The 20505-nt window shown below is 46.8% G+C and carries 28 protein-coding genes, 1 tRNA gene and 2 pseudogenes; 13 read left to right on the top strand and 18 right to left on the bottom strand.

Annotated features, from left to right (window positions below; genetic code table 11):
• Positions 1-64: 64 nt before the first annotated feature.
• The 6 genes and pseudogenes from RS881_RS22650 to RS881_RS61685 all read right to left on the bottom strand — a co-directional run bounded on the left by RS881_RS22650 (position 65) and on the right by RS881_RS61685 (position 5779).
• A complete protein-coding gene (locus RS881_RS22650) occupies positions 65-862 on the bottom strand; it encodes a FecR family protein (RefSeq protein WP_315823168.1) in 798 nt (265 codons plus the stop codon).
• A 67-nt stretch (positions 863-929) separates the two neighbouring features.
• Positions 930-1301, bottom strand: a complete 372-nt coding sequence (locus RS881_RS22655) for a hypothetical protein (RefSeq protein WP_315823169.1) — start codon at positions 1299-1301, stop codon at positions 930-932.
• A 63-nt stretch (positions 1302-1364) separates the two neighbouring features.
• Complete coding sequence (locus tag RS881_RS22660; protein ID WP_315823170.1) at positions 1365-1781, bottom strand: sigma-70 family RNA polymerase sigma factor; 417 nt, start codon at positions 1779-1781, stop codon at positions 1365-1367.
• A gap of 384 nt (positions 1782-2165) precedes the next feature.
• Positions 2166-3720 (bottom strand): annotated as a pseudogene (locus RS881_RS59860) (DUF6770 family protein).
• 26 nt (positions 3721-3746) lie between these two features.
• Entirely contained in the window at positions 3747-5081 is a 1335-nt protein-coding gene (locus tag RS881_RS22680; RefSeq protein ID WP_315823172.1) for a M48 family metallopeptidase, read from the bottom strand.
• Between the two features lie 461 nt (positions 5082-5542).
• Positions 5543-5779, bottom strand: a complete 237-nt coding sequence (locus RS881_RS61685; protein ID WP_315825062.1) for a hypothetical protein — start codon at positions 5777-5779, stop codon at positions 5543-5545.
• Between RS881_RS61685 and RS881_RS61690 the strand changes: the two genes are divergently transcribed.
• From RS881_RS61690 to RS881_RS22700, 3 genes are read left to right on the top strand one after another with little or no spacing between them, the layout of a single operon-like run.
• On the top strand, positions 5693-6058 hold the full coding sequence (locus RS881_RS61690; RefSeq protein WP_315824578.1) for an ArsR/SmtB family transcription factor: 366 nt from the start codon (positions 5693-5695) through the stop codon (positions 6056-6058). The genes RS881_RS61685 and RS881_RS61690 overlap by 87 nt on opposite strands.
• Entirely contained in the window at positions 6012-6458 is a 447-nt protein-coding gene (locus tag RS881_RS22695; RefSeq protein WP_527250434.1) for an arsenate reductase ArsC, read from the top strand. The genes RS881_RS61690 and RS881_RS22695 overlap by 47 nt, the downstream gene beginning before the upstream one ends.
• Before the next feature lie 12 nt (positions 6459-6470).
• Positions 6471-7313, top strand: coding sequence for an arsenite methyltransferase (locus RS881_RS22700; protein ID WP_315823173.1), 843 nt, complete (start codon positions 6471-6473; stop codon positions 7311-7313).
• 83 nt (positions 7314-7396) lie between these two features.
• Here the strand turns inward: RS881_RS22700 and RS881_RS22705 are convergent, their stop codons facing one another.
• The 3 genes and pseudogenes from RS881_RS22705 to RS881_RS22710 form a co-directional block, all read right to left on the bottom strand.
• Positions 7397-7612, bottom strand: a complete 216-nt coding sequence (locus RS881_RS22705; RefSeq protein WP_315823174.1) for a hypothetical protein — start codon at positions 7610-7612, stop codon at positions 7397-7399.
• A 48-nt stretch (positions 7613-7660) separates the two neighbouring features.
• A pseudogene (locus tag RS881_RS59865) lies at positions 7661-7723 on the bottom strand (hypothetical protein); the annotation flags it as partial.
• Entirely contained in the window at positions 7717-8046 is a 330-nt protein-coding gene (locus tag RS881_RS22710; RefSeq protein ID WP_315823175.1) for a DUF1016 N-terminal domain-containing protein, read from the bottom strand. The pseudogene RS881_RS59865 and the gene RS881_RS22710, both read right to left, overlap by 7 nt.
• A gap of 221 nt (positions 8047-8267) precedes the next feature.
• Between RS881_RS22710 and RS881_RS22715 the strand changes: the two genes are divergently transcribed.
• The 7 genes from RS881_RS22715 to RS881_RS22745 all read left to right on the top strand — a co-directional run bounded on the left by RS881_RS22715 (position 8268) and on the right by RS881_RS22745 (position 12233).
• The gene (locus tag RS881_RS22715) at positions 8268-8648 is read left to right on the top strand and encodes a (2Fe-2S)-binding protein (RefSeq protein ID WP_315824579.1); all 381 of its coding nucleotides are present in this window, start codon (positions 8268-8270) and stop codon (positions 8646-8648) included.
• Positions 8649-8651: 3 nt separating this feature from the next.
• On the top strand, positions 8652-9425 hold the full coding sequence (locus RS881_RS22720) for a molybdopterin cofactor-binding domain-containing protein (RefSeq protein ID WP_315823176.1): 774 nt from the start codon (positions 8652-8654) through the stop codon (positions 9423-9425).
• Positions 9413-9703 (top strand): hypothetical protein, encoded by a 291-nt coding sequence (locus RS881_RS22725; RefSeq protein ID WP_315823177.1) that lies wholly within the window; start codon positions 9413-9415, stop codon positions 9701-9703. Before RS881_RS22720 ends, RS881_RS22725 begins: the two co-directional genes overlap by 13 nt.
• Positions 9704-9720: 17 nt before the next feature.
• A complete protein-coding gene (locus tag RS881_RS22730) occupies positions 9721-10806 on the top strand; it encodes a xanthine dehydrogenase family protein molybdopterin-binding subunit (protein WP_315823178.1) in 1086 nt (361 codons plus the stop codon).
• A 30-nt stretch (positions 10807-10836) separates the two neighbouring features.
• Positions 10837-11007 (top strand): hypothetical protein, encoded by a 171-nt coding sequence (locus tag RS881_RS22735; RefSeq protein WP_315823179.1) that lies wholly within the window; start codon positions 10837-10839, stop codon positions 11005-11007.
• A 108-nt stretch (positions 11008-11115) separates the two neighbouring features.
• Positions 11116-12162, top strand: a complete 1047-nt coding sequence (locus RS881_RS22740) for a hypothetical protein (RefSeq protein ID WP_315823180.1) — start codon at positions 11116-11118, stop codon at positions 12160-12162.
• Positions 12162-12233: transfer RNA gene (locus RS881_RS22745), tRNA-Lys, on the top strand. The genes RS881_RS22740 and RS881_RS22745 overlap by 1 nt, the downstream gene beginning before the upstream one ends.
• 159 nt (positions 12234-12392) lie before the next feature.
• On the opposite strand, the gene RS881_RS22750 is transcribed toward RS881_RS22745, so the two are convergent.
• On the bottom strand, positions 12393-13064 hold the full coding sequence (locus RS881_RS22750; RefSeq protein WP_315823181.1) for a flavin reductase family protein: 672 nt from the start codon (positions 13062-13064) through the stop codon (positions 12393-12395).
• A gap of 241 nt (positions 13065-13305) precedes the next feature.
• Here RS881_RS22750 and RS881_RS22755 point away from each other — a divergent pair, with 241 nt between their 5' ends.
• Together RS881_RS22755 and RS881_RS22760 are read left to right on the top strand one after the other, a co-directional pair.
• A complete protein-coding gene (locus RS881_RS22755) occupies positions 13306-14070 on the top strand; it encodes an RNA polymerase sigma factor (protein WP_315823182.1) in 765 nt (254 codons plus the stop codon).
• A gap of 183 nt (positions 14071-14253) precedes the next feature.
• A complete protein-coding gene (locus tag RS881_RS22760; RefSeq protein ID WP_315823183.1) occupies positions 14254-14487 on the top strand; it encodes a hypothetical protein in 234 nt (77 codons plus the stop codon).
• Between the two features lie 228 nt (positions 14488-14715).
• On the opposite strand, the gene RS881_RS22765 is transcribed toward RS881_RS22760, so the two are convergent.
• The gene (locus tag RS881_RS22765; protein WP_315823184.1) at positions 14716-15600 is read right to left on the bottom strand and encodes an aminoglycoside 6-adenylyltransferase; all 885 of its coding nucleotides are present in this window, start codon (positions 15598-15600) and stop codon (positions 14716-14718) included.
• Between the two features lie 158 nt (positions 15601-15758).
• Between RS881_RS22765 and RS881_RS22770 the strand changes: the two genes are divergently transcribed.
• The gene (locus tag RS881_RS22770) at positions 15759-16208 is read left to right on the top strand and encodes a universal stress protein (protein WP_315823185.1); all 450 of its coding nucleotides are present in this window, start codon (positions 15759-15761) and stop codon (positions 16206-16208) included.
• A 79-nt stretch (positions 16209-16287) separates the two neighbouring features.
• Here the strand turns inward: RS881_RS22770 and RS881_RS22775 are convergent, their stop codons facing one another.
• The 7 genes from RS881_RS22775 to RS881_RS22800 all read right to left on the bottom strand — a co-directional run bounded on the left by RS881_RS22775 (position 16288) and on the right by RS881_RS22800 (position 20285).
• Positions 16288-16542 (bottom strand): SRPBCC domain-containing protein, encoded by a 255-nt coding sequence (locus RS881_RS22775; protein ID WP_315823186.1) that lies wholly within the window; start codon positions 16540-16542, stop codon positions 16288-16290.
• Positions 16458-16742 carry an SRPBCC domain-containing protein gene (locus tag RS881_RS59870; protein WP_350340168.1) on the bottom strand — a complete coding sequence of 95 codons (285 nt, stop codon included), beginning with the start codon at positions 16740-16742 and terminating at the stop codon, positions 16458-16460. The genes RS881_RS22775 and RS881_RS59870 overlap by 85 nt, the downstream gene beginning before the upstream one ends.
• Positions 16743-16803: 61 nt before the next feature.
• On the bottom strand, positions 16804-17181 hold the full coding sequence (locus RS881_RS22780; protein WP_315823187.1) for a helix-turn-helix transcriptional regulator: 378 nt from the start codon (positions 17179-17181) through the stop codon (positions 16804-16806).
• Positions 17106-17699 carry a hypothetical protein gene (locus RS881_RS22785; RefSeq protein WP_315823188.1) on the bottom strand — a complete coding sequence of 198 codons (594 nt, stop codon included), beginning with the start codon at positions 17697-17699 and terminating at the stop codon, positions 17106-17108. The genes RS881_RS22780 and RS881_RS22785 overlap by 76 nt, the downstream gene beginning before the upstream one ends.
• Before the next feature lie 59 nt (positions 17700-17758).
• A complete protein-coding gene (locus RS881_RS22790; protein ID WP_315823189.1) occupies positions 17759-18223 on the bottom strand; it encodes a phospholipase domain-containing protein in 465 nt (154 codons plus the stop codon).
• Between the two features lie 2 nt (positions 18224-18225).
• On the bottom strand, positions 18226-19476 hold the full coding sequence (locus tag RS881_RS22795) for an alkaline phosphatase family protein (RefSeq protein ID WP_315823190.1): 1251 nt from the start codon (positions 19474-19476) through the stop codon (positions 18226-18228).
• Positions 19473-20285, bottom strand: a complete 813-nt coding sequence (locus RS881_RS22800; protein ID WP_315823191.1) for an alkaline phosphatase family protein — start codon at positions 20283-20285, stop codon at positions 19473-19475. Before RS881_RS22800 ends, RS881_RS22795 begins: the two co-directional genes overlap by 4 nt.
• Between the last annotated feature and the right edge of the window lie 220 nt (positions 20286-20505).

Genomic DNA, 20505 nt, shown 5'->3' on the forward strand with positions numbered 1-20505 from the left:
GGCGATGTTGATGCGCTTTCTTAGGATAGTTTGTGGGCTTGCAGGGGGCGTACAGGATTCAGCTTTAGGAAGACAGTACGATCAGCTTTTTGTCTTCGATGGTACATTGTACGCCCATTTTACCCAGTATTTTTATGACCTGTGACAGGTGCAGGTTACGTTCTATTTCTCCTCCAAATAAGCGGTTAGGAAGCGGACCACGATAAACTACTTCCACATCATACCAACGGGCTATTTGTCGCATGAGGCTTGGCAGGCTGGCTTTATGGAAATTAAACAGTCCATTTTTCCAGGCTATTGCGGCATCTGCATCGATTGTGCGAACGGATATAGAAGGGGGCTGATTGGAGTTGGTAGCTAAAAGCAGAAGGGCTTGCTGGCCGGGAGCCAGCATCTTTGAGCTACGAACTACGAGTTGAGCGTCTATTGATGGTGTTATTTTGACCTTGCCTTCCAGCAGTGTTGTTCTGATAGCGCCTTCATCATTATAGGCGTTTATATTAAAATGGGTACCCAGCACTTCTACCTGCCCCCTGGGGCCGTTGCCGGCAACTGCCTGTATATCTACGAAAAAGGGTATGTTATTGCCTGCCTTATTACGGATGGTATTGATCTCAAAGTAGGCTTCGCCTGTGATGGTAACTTTTCTGGCCGTAGTGGTAAAATCGGTGGGGTAGGTGATGGAAGAGCCGGCATTGAGCCACACTTTACTACCATCGGGCAGGGTTAATTGAAATTGGCGACCGCGCTGGGTAGTCATGGTATTATAGACAACCGCTCCGGGTGCTGTTCCGGCAGGAGGCGAGTAAATGAGCCTGCCACTATCGGTTTTGATGACTTTGGTGTTTCCCTCTACAGCCAATGTTCCATTGGAAGTGCTGTCGAGCAGGATGGTGGTGCCGTTGCTTAGGGTAAGTTGTGCACCATATTTACCGGGGCGGCATCATAAACGGGGATGGCTGCCGCCCCGTACCGGTAATATCTTGCTGGCCGCTTTTGCGCAGGGTAAACCAGGCAATAGCGCCGGTAAGTAGTAGACAGGCTGCTGCCGCTACCCAACGATAGCGTTTCAGGAAATGTACTTTGGGATGGACGGGTTGTATATGTTCCCTGATCTGGTGCAGGATATGTTCCTTTTCACCTGGCGGGGGCATTCCTTCCATGCCTTGTTGTAAAAGCTCATCGACCTTACCGGCCAGGGGGCTGTCGGCATCCTGGATCAGTTGCAGGAATTCGGCCAGTTCTGCTTCGGGCAGTACGCCTTCGCGGTAAGCTTTCCAAAGTGTTTCAAATCTGTTCATACGATGTGCTATTGATAAAGACGTATTTTAAAGAAGGCGGTATGACAAGGGTTAAAAATATTTTTAAAGCAGGCATTCCAGGAAGGCAACCAGCAGCAAAATACCCTGGGCATGGTTGGCCAGGTAGGCACGGATGGCGGCCAAAGCCCGGGCCATATGGGTTTTGATGGTGCTTTTGGACAGTTGCAGGTATTGGGCTATTTCGTCCTGGCTCCAGCCATTTTCACGGGTGAGCAGGTATACCTGGCGTTGCTGAGCAGGTAAGGTATCAATGGCTTTGCGGAGAAGGGCTTGTGATTCCTGGAACAGGAGGTATTGATCGGGGGTGGTAGGGCTTTCCCGGAACCAGGCCTGTAAATGTTGGGTAAAATGGCCCTCTTTTGTTTTGCGGCGTAATTCGTCCAGGATATGGTTGCGGGCCACAATGAAAAGGAAATTGCGGAAGCTGTCCTTTGAGGCAATTCTTCTCTGAGAAGCCATATTTTGATAAAGATCTCCTGTACCATGTCGCGGGCGGTTTCCTGGATTTGGTAAGGGTAAAAGCCACCTGGTAAATGGTATCCCAATATTGGTCAAAGAGTTGTTCAAATGCCGGCCCATTTCCGGCAGCTACGCGTTGTAGTAGTTCTTTCTCATTGTATAAAGATGTGATAGGCACGGGTTCCTGAACCTGGATTTATTATTGGTGTAATAATAGGTTGTTGCAGGACAGGGTTTACGGTAAGCGGTAAAGATAAGAAAATGCAGGGTTTGATGGGTGGTTGGTGAGAAAGGAGTAAAAACCGGGTCCGATCATATGTAAAACAGTTTTAAAAATAAGTCCCGCCCTTTTAAGGAGCAGGACTTACTATATGCTATTCCTTGTTATCCAAGTTTTTCCAGGCGGAGGTCCAGTCGTTTATCTTTTTTGAAGTATTCCAGGATCATTACAGAGCCGGATTTGGCAGGAAATACTTTCATGCTGCTGGCTTTTGACTTCAATTCAATTTTATCGGTAGTGAACTTGCTTCCTGTGTAGCGAATGGTATTGAAGGTCTGGCCCTTGTAGTCTGAGCTTCTTACCCAATCGCTGTAGCAAACGGTGAAGGTACTGTTGTCGGGTTCGCTGGTTGTGAATTCATAGTCAAAAGAGCCCCACATTTTGAGCATTGTGGCTATGGCGTGCTGACTGTAGTAATCACTGATATTGGTAACCGTGGCATCATTCTGGGTTTTGTCATAGATTGTAGCATTGGTGACCTTGTATTTATCATTGAATTCCATCATGACCATATCGGTGATCACGATTTTGGTGACACCGGCATTGGAACCTCCGCGGCTTAAAACCATCAAGCCAATTCCCAGTGCGCTTGCTTTTCGTTTATATCCTTCTCCCACGACAAATAATTTTCCTTCAGGAGTTTTGAGGAGTTTATGAACATAGAGGTAACCTACATCCTCGATCTTTCCTTTGGCCGTGGTAGGCAGGTATTTGGCAAAATCACCACCCCAGGTATTATAGGTTTTGCTAAGGATCTTCCCCTTGGTATCGATTTCGTAGAGTGCAAGTCCGAGACTTGCATCTTTGGCTATATTGGCGTTGACATCAAAGTAGCTACCCATTACCAATACTTTACGCGAGTCTTTCAGTTGAACTACACTGGAAGGCAGGAACTTATAATCTGTGCCTTCTGCGTCTATTTCAAATTCTTTCTTTTTGGTAATGAAGTTCAGACCAATAAGGCTGGCAGCCATTTTACCGCTCATGGCCCTTTTCTTTTTCACCACTTCCAGAATGATGAGGCTATCTGTACTACCCAGGAACTCTGCCTGTGCATATTTTTCCTCGTCATCATTGGGTACATAGGTCCATTGTTTTTTGAGAGAGAGGAATAAAAGTCAACTTCATAGGTGCGCTGCTTACCATCGCGCAAAGGTAATACGGATGCGAATCCCTGCTCACCGAGGTCGAATACGTTTTGATTGGTGCCTTCATCTGTATGCATGGTTTCATATTGCCGCATGAGGTCGTCGGTTTTTCCGTCATATTCCCTTGAGTAGGTATATTTCAATTTACCATCCAGTGCGTAAATTTTCATATCAAGGGTCTTGGTCTCTGCGTTTTTAAACAGGAAGGCGAGGTTGGTGCCATTATAGGCGGCTTCCAGGAGGCTAATTTGTTTGGAATCCTGGAATTTAATGTCTTTTACCTTGTTGAGATTCTGATCGAGGATCTGTAGGGTGTATTCATTGGTACGCTTGTCTATTTTATCACTTTGGTACAGGAAAAATAACCTTTGATCTGGTTATTTTCCATAATGGTACCACTGTTGCGTAAATAAGCAGAATACACTTTGTCGATACTGAGTTTGGTTTGCGCATAAAGGTGGTGCATACCTGCACAACACAAAGCGATGGCGATGATAAATCTTTTAATCATGTTCAGGTGTTTGGTGGAGTGTTTAGTTATTGTTGGGCTATTTGAATGCTTGCGCTATAGGCGACTTTGAATGGTTCATGCTGGCTCAATTGGGCATGGTGCCGATTGAGGAAATGGTAACTAATAGATGCGATATTTTCGAGATATAGGTTTTGGATGAATTGTAGCAAGAGGTTATAATTACCCGGATAGGCCGGGCCTGGCAGGTCGATGTATTTGCCAAGTGTGTGTGATTTTTGGGCTTCATAGATACGATTGAGCAGGGTGCCGGTGTGGGTAATGAGGTATGGATCGGTAGGTGTTTTTTGCAATTGCCTCAAGGTATAATACAGGCTCCGGCTATAATTGTTGGCTGTATAGGTATAAGCAATGATCTCCTGCCTGAATGTTTGGGCAAGTGTTTCAAAAGTAGTTTTGTTAATAGGATTGGATGCTGTAATGGTTTGGCTGGCCGAATTGATCATTGGTTGCAGGTATTGGATCCTTTGCCGGCAATCGGGGTGGGTTTTTAGTGAATCATCGGGGAGGGCGTCTTCATTCAGCAAGGCATGACCTCCCAGGAGGCCTTCTTCTTTTCTGATCCATTTTTTCTGGAACGGATATTTGGGCGAATTAAAGGTGTTTTCGAGTGCTGTAGCCGTATTGAAATTGTCGGTGTCAATGGTATCGAGTAATGCCAGTGTGGTGACAGCACTGGTGATGTCAAATTTTGTATTGCGTAAGAACATCACCGCCATGGAGTCGGCCTGGCTTTCATGATCCCTGCTGTGGCGGCGTGAGTTGAAAGTGAGGCCTTTCACGAGTTTGTCAACCTGTTCGCGTTTTCCAAATTCGGACCCTTTGATCTTACGCAAAGCAGCCTGTACTTCTTCTGAATTGAGGGCACTAACATACCGGTTGATCGCATTATCGCTGTGGTTGAGAAAAAAATGCGCTATTTCGTGGGCCAGCACAAAAGCTACCTGGCTTTCATTCTCTAATCGATGAAAGAGCCCCATGTTAAAGAGAATGATTCCTTCTCCTATATAGCTGGCATTGGGAATACCAGAGCGGGAGAAAAAGCATTGGAAATCTCTTTGCTTAAGTTGAGGGTTACCCTGTATGAGCTCATTGACCAGGGCTTCGAGGTACCCCCGGGCGGTTGGATCTGTATAGATCTCTTTATCGTTGAATTTGGATTTGATGTTTTCCCAACGTTGCTGGTAAAGTTTTTGAAGGTCTTCCTTATTCTGAGCAGGAAGGCTGGTAATGGTCAGCTTATACTTTTCCTCATATTGTAAGGAAAGTTTTTTGAGTAGATCAATATCCTCCGTGGCTGGTGTGAACACAATGGTTTGAGCAGCTATCCTTAAGGAACTCATTAAGCTGCAAAGTATAAGGAAAAGAATCGTGCGAAATGGCACTTTAGAGCATAAGCAAGGGTTCATAATAGGGGTTGGTTGCTAACGGGTGCAAGTAACGCCAAATATTCAAATTAAACAAACGGGCAAAGGATTATGGCCTACTCCAAGCCGGAGTAAACCTTGTCTACATCAGAGATATCTTAGGACATGAAAACATACAGACAACAGAGATAAACGCCAGGGCTGACTCAAAAGAGAAGCGGGAAGCAATAGAAAAGCATATTCCAAGGTGGCGCCGGATACTACAGCTAAACCAATATGGCAAGGAAACGGAAAACTATTGGACTTCCTGAAGTCGTTTAAATTGCAGCTATTATGCCATAAGCCGTCTTCGATATTACGCATATTGGTAACGGGACCATAGTTTGCCATACAGTAGGTAGGAACATTCAAGTAAAGTCGCCAATACCCCAAAAAAATTAAAAACTTATGGTATTTGCCAAATTATCGTAATATTGCAATGAAGCAATAAGCACGTGGGCCTGACCAAATCCGAAATATTTGCCCACAAGCAAAACAAGCTCGCCACCATGATGAAGGCCCTGGCGCATCCCGCCCGTATCGCCATCATCCAACACCTCCTCAAAGCCAACGCCTGCATCAACGGCGACCTGGTCGAGGTCCTGAGCCTGGCGCAGCCAACCATATCCCAACACCTGAAAGAGCTAAAGACCGCCGGTCTGATCCAAGGCGCCATCGAGGGAACCAGCGTCTGCTACTGCATCGAGCCAAAGACCTGGGCACTCTATCAAAAGAGATCGGCGCCCTCTTCGCCGCCTACAAAGGCCCCAACAACTGCTGCGGATAACGGAAAGCCTATTTTTTTGCTCCAAAACATCGCAATATTAATATGCCGACCATGCTCAACAAACACAAAATCCTCTTCGTCTGCATTCACAACTCCGCCCGGAGTCAGATGGCCGAAGCCTTCCTGAAAAATACGGCGGTGACGCCTTCGAGGCCGAAAGCGCCGGCCTGGAACCCGGTACGCTCAATCCCAATGTCGTCAAAGTCATGGAGGAGATCGGCATCGACCTCTCCGGCAAACCCACACAGGCTGTTTTCGATCTTTTCCAGCAAGGGCGCCTATACCACGCCGTCGTTACCGTATGCGATAAAGAAGCTGCCGAACGCTGCCCCCTTTTCCCCGGCACGGTCAAACGCATTGCATGGTACTTCAAAGACCCTTCCATCCTCACCGGCAGCCCCGAGGAAATCCTCCGGCAGATCCGCCAGGTCCGCGACGAGATCGAGCAGCAGATCAAAACCTTTGTCCAGGACGCAAGCCGGATAAGCTACTGGATACCGGCTACCGAAGCCAATCCCTCACATTAAACTAAATATACCATGGAAACGACCGAACAAATAAAAGCTATGGTGCGCGAAAAATACAGCGCCATCGCCCTCCAGGACAAGGAGGACAACGCCGCCTCCTGCTGCGGCTCCGGGTGTTGCTCCATCGAAACGGCCAACATCATGACCGACGACTATAGCACCCTCGAAGGTTACAACCCCGATGCTGATCTGGGCCTGGGCTGCGGATTGCCCACCCAATTTGCGCAGATCAAACCCGGCGACACGGTGATCGACCTCGGATCAGGTGCCGGCAACGACGCTTTCATCGCCCGCAAAGAGACCGGCGAGACGGGCCGTGTCATCGGCATCGACTTCACCCCGGCCATGATCGAGAAGGCCCGCGCCAATGTCGATAAGTTGGGCTACAACAACGTCGAGTTTCGCCAGGGCGATATTGAGAAGATGCCCGTCACCGCGAATGTCGCCGACGTCATCGTTTCCAACTGCGTCTTGAACCTCGTCCCCAACAAATATGGGGTCTTCCAGGAGATATACCGTGTCCTCAAACCAGGTGGTCATTTTAGTATCTCCGATATCGTCTTGGTTGGCGACCTGCCAGCCAAAATCCGTGAAGCCGCTGAAATGTATGCCGGCTGCGTCGCCGGAGCCATCCAGAAGCAGGAATACCTGGCACTGATCGAGACTACCGGTTTCCAAAAGATCACGACCCAGAAAGAAAAGCTCATCACTATCCCTGACGACATACTTGGCCAATACCTCAACACCGACGAGATTACCGGCTTCAAAGCCTCCGGCACGGGGATTGTCAGTGTCACCGTTTACGCTGAAAAGCCAGTAGCCGCCAAAATTTGCTGCGGCCCTGATTGCTGTTAATAAGCCATCACAGAGAGGGTAAGTCCTCCTCTCAATATTATGATGGACGCGTTAGGCAGATATTCTGTTGAGATAAGGAATTATCACATATTATGTAAAGGTTTACATAACATTTCAAGGAGGAATTTGGTGATGTGTTCGGTAAGTTGTTTCTCGATCTCCAATTTCTGGATCTTAGGTTCCAATGTCAGAAACCCAAAGTTGTAAAGGTCTTTGAGCATTTGCTGGGCTATCAGTGCTTGTAGTTCGAGGAGCGTATTTTTGAAGTTGTTGAAGGCTTTGCCCTGGCGAGCATACAAGTTTTGCTCAATTTGAAGGGTTAAAACAGCGCAGCTCCATTGGTGTTCAATTGTCTGTTGGATGTAGAATAAGGCTTGTTCCGGATTTTTGGTCTTATGTAGGATTAACAAATGATGCCCCGGGGTACCAGTGCGACAAGCTGCTGCACTGAAATTGACTGATAAAAGAGGTAGAACCTTCTGATGTCGAAAAGGTTCCTTTTCGAGAAACCTGGTAAATCGGGAAATTCCGCTTTTATATCAGTCGCCAATTGCTGAATATAATTGTTCCTGCCTTCAAATAAAGCCTGGTTCTTGGCGATCATTTCTCCAATATTCCAGTATAATTGAATGACTGCAGAGTTTACGGATAAGGCGGCTTTTACCTGACTAGATCGTATACGCTCTCTTACAGCAATGAGTAATTCCCTGTATTGAAATTCGTTTGTTAGCATGGTTTGGCATAGAATAAGGGATGAATATACTTAAATAATGTAATGTATCCGATGAGGAAGTATCTAAAAAATAGGGTAAACGGTCGAGGCTTTTGCTTCACGGCTCATTTTTTTGTCTAACTTTAGAGCACTCAAAATGAAAACCTTATGGCCCTTTTAAGCTTACTATAAACGGTAAAGAGCGGCAGGTTGATGTAGAAGCTGATACCCCTTTATTGTGGGTGCTTCGGGATAGCCTGCACCTGGCAGGAACGAAGTTTGGTTGTGGTGTTGCGCAATGCGGCGCCTGTACGGTGCACATGAATGGTGCTGCTGTTCGTTCCTGTATCCTGCCTGTCTCGGCAGTTAAAACGCCCATCACTACTATTGAAGGATTGTCGGAAAATGGCGATCACCCGGTGCAACAGGCCTGGGATGAAGTGGATGTTCCGCAGTGTGGATATTGCCAGGCTGGTCAAATGATGACGGCGGCCGCCTTCCTCAAAAACAATCCACATCCAACCATGGATGAGATCACCAGCGCGATGCATGGCAACCTGTGCCGTTGTGGCGCCTATCACCGCATTCGTGAAGCCGTATTAGTAGCCAGCAAAAAAAAGTAAAGTATGGAAACTGTTAATAATACCAGTAGAAGAGACTTTCTCAAATGGTCCACCTTCACTGCAGGAGGGTTGGTACTTGGTTTTAAGTGGACAGGCGCCGATGCGCAAACCGCCACGGTATTTGCAGCCGGCCTGGCAGAAGCTGAAGTAGCCATCAATCATTATCTCACCATTGGCACGAATGGCATTGTAACGATATTTTCACCCAATCCCGAATTGGGGCAGAACATCATGACCTCGTTTCCAATGATCGTAGCAGAAGAGTTGGATGCAGACTGGAAACAGGTGAAGGTAGTGCAAGCTCCACTGGACAGCCGGTTCGACCGGCAGTTAACGGGTGGCAGTGGTGCGGTACCGCATAGCTGGCCTTTGCTGAGAAAAGCAGGAGCAACAGCCCGGTTTATGTTGATTGCAGCAGCAGCCCAACGCTGGGGAGTACCTGCTGCGGAATGTACGGCTGAAGAGGGTTTTGTATTGCATAAAGGGAGTGGTAAAAAACTGGGTTATGGTGATTTGGCCGAAGATGCAGGCAAAATACCAGTACCTGCAACGGTAACGTTGAAGGACCGCAAGGATTTTAAACTGATTGGTACGGCTGTACGAAATGTAGCCAATAAAGATATACTGACGGGTAAGCCAATGTATGGACTTGATTTTTACCGGGAAGGTATGTTGTATGCTATGATACAGCGGCCACCTGCTTTTGGTACCAAGGTGAAATCGTTTGATGCGGCGGCGGCAAGGCGCTGCCAGGCATTATTGATGTGGTGCAGGTGAAGAATGGAGTAGCAGTGGTGGGAAAATCGACCTGGCAGGTGATGAAGGCCAGGAAAGCTTTAAAGATCACTTATGAGAACAGTGGCAATATTGAAAGCACCACCGATCATGACCGGATATTTGCCGACCTGCTGATCAATGGCAAAGCCACGGTACGCCGGAAAGACGGAGATGTAGAAACGGCCTTTAAAGATGCAGCCAAGGTGGTGAAGGCGGAATACCAATGCCCCTTCATACCGCATAATCCGCTGGAGCCGATGAACTTTTTGCGCATGTAAAAGAAGATAGTGTAGAATTGATAGGCCCCTGCCAGATACCTGGCGGTGCGCGAACGGCGGTGTCCAAAATGTTGAATATTCCTGAAGATAAGATCACGTTGGAGCTTACGCGGCTGGGTGGTGGTTTTGGCCGCCGACTGTATAATGATTATGTAACAGAAGCGGCTGAAGTATCCTCACTGGTCAAAGCACCGGTAAAAGTGATCTGGAGCCGGGAAGATGATATGACAGGCGGAACGTATCGCCCGGCTGTGCGGTACCGCTTTGAAGCTGCGCTGGATGCCAATGGCTTAATGATTGGTTATAAGCTGCGGGGAGTGGGCATCAATTCGGGCAACCCTACACGTGAAAGTAATTTCCCATCAGGGGCTATTGATAATGTTTTGATTGATTCAGTTGAACATCAGTCGCCCATTACTACGGGAGCCTGGCGTGCACCCATCACCAACTTCCTGGCTTATGCCGAGCAGGCTTTCTTGGATGAAGTGGCGCAGGCAGCCGGTAAAGACCCCATCGCATTTAGGCTGGAATTGTTTGAAAAAGCTAAGGCCAAGCCCATTGGTCAAATGAATTATAACGTCAACCGGATGATCGATGTTACCAAGCGGGTAGCGGAAAGGTCGGGCTGGGGGCAGAAGAAAGGCATGATCCAGGGTTTCAGCGTTTATTTCTCCCACCGTTCGTATGTAGCGCAGGTAGCAGAGGTGGTGATGGAGAAAGGCAAGCTGGTGGTGAAGAAGATCTTTGCGGTGGCAGATTGCGGTCAGGTAGTGAATCTTGGCGGCGCACAACAACAAGTAATGGGTGCCATTGTAGATGGCATGGGACATGCCTTCTTTGGTAAGTTATCCTTCAAAGAGGGCGCTGCGGAACAAAGCAATTTCCATAATTACCGATTGATACGTATGAAGGAGATTCCCGAAGTGGACCTGTTCTTTGTGGATAGTGGTTTTGATCCTACCGGGCTCGGTGAACCCGCTTTACCACCTACAGGTGGCGCCATTGCCAATGCGATCTTTAAAGCCACCGGCAAGCGCATCTATAAACAACCCTTTATGGAAAGTGAAGTATTTACTGGTGGAAGTGGGAAGAAAACGTTTTAAGTATTTTGCCATTTCCTGAATGCTGAAAGCATGACTATAGAGCAGCTGTATGATACCCTGAAAGAGCGTAGGCGACCAGAAGATATTGCCGAAGCGATTTTGTCGTTAAAAGGGCATGACCTGGACAATACAGCAAAAAGCCTGCTGGAGAAAGCGGCTGCGGGTTGTCTAAAAGAAATCTATCGGGCTACACCTCAATGATGCAAACTTTTGCTACTGCTATCGGTGCGGGGAAACAGGTCGCTAAAACCATTGAACTATTTAAGCTGGATAATATTGAATGGGCAGGGTATAATAACTATACCCATATTGAACAGTTCATTCAAGCGGTGTCGCCCATTATTCAAAAAACCGGTAGGGCAAAACAATTTTAAAGTAGACCGATTCAATAAAGACCAACGGAAGGAACGGGGGATTGATCTGTCGAAGCGCAATTACAATAAGAAGTGGCGTTTGCTAAAGCGCCTTGAAAAGAAGCTCTTGACTTTTGCGAGGGAAAGCAGGAAAAATGAATTTCAACAGATCGCCAAGCATGGCCTGGCACATCACCTTGATCTTGAAAACTTCTCTAAAGATCTTGACAGTGCTTGTTTTATAGCGTATTATACCGCCCGGTGTAATCTTAGAAGTCAATTTACGGCAGCAGGTCAACAACGTCCCTTTGACGAGATCAGCCAAATGCTCTTAGCCCGTTGCACCCAAAAGAGCAACTGGTGGGCCATTGCGCATGTGTATACAAGCAGGGATTTATTGCAACATTTGACGGATGAGCAAAAGGGGCTGTTATTAGGGCAATGGACAAGTATCTTACAGGATATTGCTTTGTTGCTGGAAGAAGTGTGGCAATACAGTGATATTAATAAAGAAACGATGATCGTTAAGCGGGGTAATGACTCTACTACCTGGAACAATACAGCAGGCGCCTGGAATAAGGCCAGGGATAATTGGATGAACCTCTTGTATGGTATGGGAATGGAATATGTGCTGGATGAGGTTTGTTTTGGAAAGGTGTTGCGACTTATGGCGGCCGATGTAGCGGCCTGGCACCGGTCGGTAGGTGGGAAGCTGGATCCCAATACGGAAATATGGAATAAGTTGCCTTTGCCCTGGGTGGTTTTTGCGGGCAAGGCTGTATGTACAAAGCAGCTTGTGCAAGAATATTGTACATTAGCGGGTATAGATGCGGAAAGGTCGGGGTGGATTGCTCCCCGGGTACATGGTATCGCTGCTTTTACACCTACACCCGAGTTGGTGCATGGGGTGGCTATATCGAATCCGTTTTTAGCAACAGTACTTAAAAGGCATCGATATTTTTCGGGGAAGCAGGTGGATCCTATATTCCCGGAAAAGAATTAGGTGGGTTAATTCAGTGGTAGAATACCCGGCTCTTTACCGGGCAGACGTAGGTTCGAGCCCTACACCCATCTCTTAAGGTTTTCATAGTTCTTAACAATTGTAAAGTTCTGCACAAAAGGCTTCCTGCAACTTTGTTCCATTACTTAATATTAGATACAAAAATGTAGTATGATTTACAGACCGGGTAGGGTGGTAAGGGTGGCACTTTGCCCGGTTGTGCAATGATTCATTTATACGACCAACTCCCTGGCCCTTTCAATGTCGGCGCTGTAATACAAAGCCTCGGGTATTTGTGCCAGGGTTGAAGGATGTACCTGTTCGCCCAATCCATAGAACTGCTGGAAGCTCATGATGAGGGGCCGCCATTTGTTGGGATCAACGCGGTTATTGTGACCTTCCATGAGTATGGAAGGGTGAAGGTAGACCCGTTGGATGCGCATTTCAAAGGTCAGGATATTACCTGCCTGCAAGGGTTCATCTTCGCCTACACGGTGTATGGCTATCAATTTTGCTTCCATCTGTACCGGACATTCTTCCACCCGTGGGGCTGCTACCGTTTCTGAAGGCACTGGCGTAAGCCCTGCCAATTCAAATTTCTCTTTTTCGTACCGGTATCCTTTTTTTAATTTACCTGCAGGGATGGGATCTCTGCCGGTGGTGCGGGCCAGCCTGTCAACAGCGCCTACAAGATCAACAGAAGGCAGGTTCAAAACACATTCGCCTGTGCGCTTAATGTTTTGAACTGTTTGCGAAGCGGTTCCCAATCCTAACATACAGCGCCAGCCCAGCCAAAAGACGGATGACATGGGAGCCAGGTTATACGATTGGTTCTCATTAACAGTACTGATCAGTACAACGGGCGTACCGAAATATAAAATGGGTGGTTCGCTCTTAAAGTGCATGGGACAATTTTATGTGGTATTCAATAATGACTCCACAAAACTATCCTGCATGCCTCAAGTGGAAAACCTGATTCTTGCGTTTATGGAATAGTGCTATCCGGCATGTAATACATTGAAAATGTGGAGCAAATGAATTCTTTGGGAAAAAGTGACGGATAACTGTGATATTTCCTACTGCTGAGCGAATAATAAGGAATGCAAATATGTACATTTAAACAACATCAACTTTAACAGGATGGCGTTGCAAAGAACTGCCCAAACATTCCTGGAAGTTATTGACGCGAATAAAGGAGTCATTTATAAAGTAGCCAATTCATATTGCAGGAATGAGGACAATAGGAAAGACCTGATACAGGAGATCATGCTGCAGCTATGGCTCTCTTTTCCCAAATATGATGAACAATACCGGATTACCACCTGGATGTACCGGATTGCCCTGAATGTTTCCATTTCATATTACCGTAAAGAAAACAGGCGGGATAAGATCAATCATCCGATGCCGGAGGCAATGTTATACCTAAAAGAAGAAGACAATGGAGGAGAAGGGCAGGCGGCCATCAACCAATTGTACAAACTGATCAGGGAGTTAAAGGAGATAGACCGCGCTATCATGTTGCTGTACCTGGAAGGTAGTAGTCATCAGGAAATAGGGGATATTCTGGGACTTACAACAACAAATGTGTCAACCAAGGTTGCCAGGATCAAACAACAATTAAAAAAGAATTTTCCAACGTACAAATCTAAGGTTATGGAAGATGTAGAGATCATGAACTTGTGGAAGTCTTATGATAAAAGGCTTCAGGAAAGCCTGGTATTGAACAGGAAAAATACAGAAGAGATTACGCGCATGAAGGTGCAATCTTTTCTGTATTCCATGAGACCGATTAAAGTCTTTACGGTGCTGGTAGGTATTGCCTGGGTGGTATTAATTGACCTGCTGATCATTAACCTGTTTTCTATTGCCAGTTCCTTTTTCTTATCTCCCTGGGTATCCAGGTATTGCTGACCAAACTGGCCATTGGTGTTTACTTATATCAGCTGATACTAATTCATGAAACGGATATCAGTGAACCCATATTGACCACTCAGGAAAGAATTGCCCGGTTAATGGTCTCGACCTTGTGGGTGACACGCCTGCTGTTTTTACAGCTACCTATATGGACTACCTTTTTATGAGCAAAAAATGTTTATGACCAGCAATGTCTGGTTGATCCTACTGCCGGTGGTGATCACGGCCATCTTTACCTATGCGGCAGTATGGCTTTTCCTGAACATAAAATACGAGAACAGGCATAAGAGATGGTTTCGCCTAATCTTTAGGGGAAAAGAGTGGGATCCCATGCTTAGGTCGATTGAACTACTGGAAGAGATCAGTGAATACAAAAAGAATGCTGAAGCTACTCGTTGTAAGCAGGATCAATGAACATATAGCAATCCATCTATAGACCATTTTCCACCGCCTTCGATCATGCTGGCTATGCATAGACCTAATATCAGCAGGTGAAATTCATAGCCTTTCTGGCCGGCTGGTAATTTGCCGAAGAAGTTCATAAAGTAGCCGTTCTTGAAATGGACCCTGGTAATAATACCGATAAAAAGTAGAAAGATAGCGGCAGCGGCCAACCGGGTTCCTATTCCTGTTGACGATTGCTTAGGCTATTTCCTTGGCGTCTTTGTCGAGATCCTTTACCAACTTCAGGTAGTGGGTCATTTTTTGATCTAAGGCCATAGGGTAGGTATAGTTTAGGTGGTTGGCCAGGTGTTGTCCCATTTTCCGTACCAGGTCGTTGGTCGCAAACAGGCCGCGCCAATTATCCTCAATATCAGCGCCTGCAAAAGTTTGCTCTACCTGATCCCAAAGTGCAGGGGACAGAAAGCGTTTGAACAAGCGCCCGAACTTGTTGGTAGTTACCTGCCAATTGTTTTCACTGGCAATATACCATTCAATGATCTTTTGGAGGTATTCGGGCCTGATCTCATGTTCCAGCATGAACCTGGCATAAAAGATATTGTCCCGCCATAAGCATTTGGCAACATAGTGGGTATCCCACCAGTAATCATTGAATAGGCGCTGGAATTCTTTTTCGGTGGGTTGGCTGATCACTACAGACTGATAGGTGGGGGCTTTTAGTCCGGCAGTAATGCCATCTTTATCCAGTAATACTTTGTGGCCTACGTCCCAATCTTCGTACAATTCGGGATTGTTGATCTCTTCCTTAAATTTATCAATGGCCCATAGTTTGAAGTCGATCCTGGAATAGTCTTCATACAATACCATACGCATGGCATGGAGGCCGTCGAAAGCATCTTCATTTTCCACGATCTTTGCCATTACAGGACCAAATTCTTCCAGCCAGGCATCACTGGCCAGCATGGCAGGCAGGTTGGTGGTTACCAGTTCGATATCGAGGTCGCTGAAAATATCGGAAGGGGCGTCGGGATTGGTGAGGGAACTGGTGAGGAGCATGGCGCTGATATCGTTGTTGCTTGTAGCCCATTCAAGGACCTTCTTTAATTGTTCATCTCTGCTTTTCATGTACTTGCTTTTAGCCGGCACAAATTTCAGCAAATTAAATGGATTGGGAACGGGGTGGCATATCAATTGTATCAATTTGCTAAAAAGCCTAAAACGTATAGTAAATAAAAAATATCTAATTTTCCTAAGTAAGTCATTCATTAATAAAATTGATACTTATGAAGCGTGTAATAATTGCAGTTGATTTTAGTCCGGTGGCACAAAAGGTAACCGAGGCTGGTTATTCAGTAGCCAAGAGTATGGGAGCTAGGGTAGCGCTGGTGCATGTAGTGGCTGATGTATCGTATTATGCGATGGAATATTCTCCCTTGATGGGGTATACGGGCCTGGGTGGGGATAATGCGCGACAATTAGCGGTAGACCTAAAGTTGGAAGCGCGGAATTTTGTACAGGCTACAGCGCAACACCTGGGTGATCAAAATATAGAAACATTTGTACTGGAAGGCGATGCTGCTGATGCTATCCTGGACTTTTCGATCGATTGGAAGGCCGACCTGATCGTGATGGGAGCGCATAGCCGGGGTGCCCTGGATATCCTGGTGGGTAACGTCACCTCGGGTGTATTGAAGAATACAAAAGTACCTGTACTGGTGATACCAGAAGATTAGTAAGTTTTTGTATATCGGTTGAGTCAATAAAAAAGCATCCTCCCGGATGCTATAATAAATAGGTATAGAAGCAATTAACTTATTGTACTTCTGCTAATTGTTTGATCTGGAGGAGGATGGGGTTCCAGCCTTCGCCATTGTTCCAGGCTTCCTGGTACCTTCTTTCGCCTTCGGCTACTTTGGCATAATCGCCCTGGGTAACGGTGAGTACGGTATGGCCATTTTCAGGTATCAGCTCGTAGGTAACGGTCAGGTAGTTTTCGGAAGTATCGTCGATGCCAGAATGGGGATCAATGGTGGTATAAGACAGGAATTGGCCGGGGTTGATCTCCACAATATGCCCTTTACAAAGACCATTGCCTTGCCTTCATATTCCCCTATCCATTCCAGGCTGCTGCCGGGTTGCCAGTCGGAAACGGTTTCACAACCAAACATGTATTTCTTAGTTTGTACGGGATTGACCAGGGCATCCCATACAGTTGCGGCAGGTGCATTGATAGTAACAACGTTTTTTACAAATAGTGGCTGACTCATAATTGAATTGTTTTAAATGACTGCACAAACCTAATAACAATCAAAAGGGCGGGATTGCATTTTACGGATTATTTCTTGCGGAAGCGGGTGTAATGCCAAATTTCTTACGAAAGGCATTGCTAAAGTGCTGTGGGGTGGCATAACCCAGTTCATAGGATATTTCTGCGGCTGTTTTACGGGTATCCTGCAGGTAACGGTGGGCCAGGTGCAAGCGTTGATCGGCCAGGTAGCCAAATACGGTATTGTTGAATACTTCTTTAAAACCTCGTTTTAGCTTGTATTCATTGAGGCCCACGATGCGGGCTATTTGTGACAGGTTGGGCGGGTCCTGCACGCGCTCGTTGATGAGGTCGCGTACAGCGATTAGTTTTTCTTTATCGGCCTTGTTCTTAATAAATTGTTCCTGCCGGGTATTCTGATAGGCTTCGGCACAGAGCACCAGTAGTTCAATGCTTTTGGAAAGGAGGAATAGTTTTTGAGATCGTCCTTGTATTTGCAATGGATGATCTGCTGTAGTACTTGCTGGATGGGGGAGTCGATAGCGCCCCATTGTTCGGATAGCATTACATTTTCACCGGCCAGGATGGCTTCGGCAAAACGTTTGAGTGAATCATTGGCGTTTTGGGTGAACTGGATAAACTGTTCGGAGGAAAATTGGATACCGAAGGTTTCCAGCACCAGGGTCTTGTTGAATACGGTAATATCATACTCTTTGGAGTACATGATATTGTGGTGCCCACCAATGAGGTCATAGGTTTTGTCGAGCTGTTTATAGGTAAAGGCATAGTTGCCTTTCATCCCAAAATGCATACGTACCACGTCCTTTTGGCTGCTACCACTAAAACTGGTGAGCGCTTTAAAAGTATTTACAGCATGGCCCAATAGGATGCCATCGCAATCCCAGGTAATGCTGTTCATGGTGCCTTGCTCGTTGGTTATGGTTTTCCTTTCTTCCATTGCAAGGGTAAAGTTACTTGGTTGCGCTGGAATATGGCCGTTTCAACCACCAAAAGTGGTTATACTACCCGCCCCATCAATGGATCTGTTTTGCTGTTCCTGCCTGTCTCAATCCGGCCTGCATATCGCTTACTGTAGGTAGCATGACCTTTGACGGTAAAGGTAAAATCATACCAGCTATGGCTTTTGATGGTATTGATGATGGCCAGGTTTTCACGACCGGGTTGAACGATCACTGTTTGACTGGCTGTTTTATAGGCATTATCGGTAATGATAACTGTTTGTGGCGTTTTAGCCCCATTGGCAAATGTTAGGACCAGTTTGCCCGACAATTGAGCCGGGTTATCGGATGCAGGTTCATAGGTGGGCCGGATGAATACGGATGGTTCGTCTTTGCTACCGGTAAATTCCCTGAAGAAACCATTGGGACCATATACCTGCAAATGGTAAATGCCATTTTCAAAATCGGATAGTTTCCAGTTGTCGGTCAGGGCATCTCCGGCAGCTACTGCGTAATCCCACACCCTTACTTTTTCTCCTTTGTAAAAGCCTGGTGCATAGACCTGGAAGGGGCGCCAGCGGCCGCATTGCCAAACTGATAATTGGCTGCTTTCAATACTATTTCAAATGATTGTTTGTCATTATTAATTAACCCATCTGCATATAATTCATAAGGCAGGGCGTTGGCATTGCGGATACCTTTTTCCTGGTGGGGCATGAAAGGCAATGCCGCAGGATTTTTATTGGCCAGGGCAATTTCTTCTTTGGTGAGCGGGCGGTAATTGGAAGGCAGCTCTTTAAACTGGGCTTTGTGGATGCTTTCGATGAAAGCTTCCCTTGGTATGGGCGCCGGACTGATGATCGTTTCTCCATTATAGGGCCTGAATACCGACGTTAGGTTGCCGCATACGGTACGCCTCCAGGTACTGATATTGGTTTCTATGATGGGCCGGCTCAATTTGTGGGTTAAGAATTTTTCCAGGAACTGCAGGGAAGAAGTATGGTCAAATACCTGCGAGTTGACCCACCCGCCGCGTGTCCAGGGGGAGGCGATCACCAGGGGAACCCGGAAGCCGAGGCCAATGGGACTTTCTCGCATGCTGCCAGCGTCGGATGATTGCTGGCTGGCGGTGGCATATTCCACTCCGGTAGGGATGTCCCCGGTAGTAAAGCCTGTTTCCTTTTTAATGGGATGCGGTGCTACAAAGGGAGGTACATGGTCAAAGTACCCATCATTTTCGTCGTAGGTCAATACCAGGATGGTCTTTTTCCATACTTCAGGATTTTTGGTGAGTATGTCCATCACCTCGCTGATGTACCAGGCGCCATACCAGGCTGCGCCGGGATGGTCGGAAAAGTTTTCGGGCGCCACGATCCAGGATACGGTGGGTAGCTTGCCTTCATTGACATCGTTGCGGAACTGGTGAAGGATATCGCCCTTGGGCAGTTTTACCTCGCGGTCTGTATCGCCATCTTTGTATTTCAGTGTATCCAACTGGTGATAGTGCGGATCATTTTTATTGGTAGTAAATGCCTTGTCGTGCAGGTTCTTATCCCGTTGGGACAATTGTTCATACTTCTCGCGGGTAAATAATTTTTGGTCTTCCCGGGCAGTGGCCAGTTGTTTTTTAAGGTCGGCTATTTTTCGTTTGGCCCTATCTAGTTCCTTGGAACCTTCGGTCAGGGTGGGCAACAATTGTTCTTGCTGACTGAGGGCTTTTGTTAATTGATCGATTGCCTTGGGGAGGTTGGCAATATAGCCAGCCGATAGTTTCACCTGGTACTGGGAGAAAAACTCCAGGGGTTATCAGTAAAATTGGCCAGCCAGGCATCTTCTTCTCCTTCAAAGCCTACACCAACGCTGATCTCGTTCTGGTATACTTTCCAGGATACGCCATTGTCTTCCAGTCGCTCGGGGAAAGTAGTCCAGTTAGCCCAATTGTCATAGTCGGCATCGCCATTCCATACACGGGCCAATACGTTTTCGTGTTGCTTTTCACGAATGGTACCGCTCCAGAAATACAGTCGGTTGGGGGTGGTGCCGGTAAGAGAGGAACAGAAATGCTGATCGCATACTGTGAAGGCATCGGCCAGGACATAATAAAAGGGTATATCCTGGCGGGTATGGTAGCCCAGTGTGAGGGGCATGCTTTTATAGGCGGCATATCCGGAGGGTTTGGCCTGCAACCAGCGGTCATATTTACCATTATTGCGAGCGTCTACCTGGTTACTCCAGCTATGGGGCAGGGAGTGCATCCAGGTAGCCTTGGTGTTCTTAATATCGAGGTGAAAGGGGGCATAGGTTTCGCCGGCAGCATTGGTTTGCAGCCATACTTTATTATTGTTGGGCAAGGTAATGGCACGGGGATCATTGTATCCGCGTACGCCTTGCAGGGTACCGAAAGTGTGATCGAAGGAGCGGTTTTCCTGCATCAGGAATACGATGTGTTCAGCATCGAGGAAGGTGCTGCCAGCGGCGGGGTTGATGGCCATGGCTTTGGCTATGGAAGCGGGTAATACCTGCAAAAGTCCGGTGCCGCCTGATAAGATGGATGCTTTTTTAAGAAATGATCTCCTGGTTTCCATAATAGGTTAGCAATAATTTATTGAATGGTTGGTGCCAAAAGTAGGCGATAGGGGGCGAATACTTTTGGGTAAGGTAAGATTTAAAATGAAGGTAATACTGTGCAAACGATAGCCCATCAATTTATTAAAAGGCTTTGGGTCAGGAAAGAATGGGCAATTACCGGAGCTGGGCAGGGCATAAGGTGTCGAATATTTGTCGGACCGGCTCCTTTGTTTGTAA

This window comes from Paraflavitalea speifideaquila, assembly GCF_032395985.1.
GTDB classification, from domain to species: Bacteria; Bacteroidota; Bacteroidia; order Chitinophagales; family Chitinophagaceae; genus Paraflavitalea; species Paraflavitalea speifideaquila.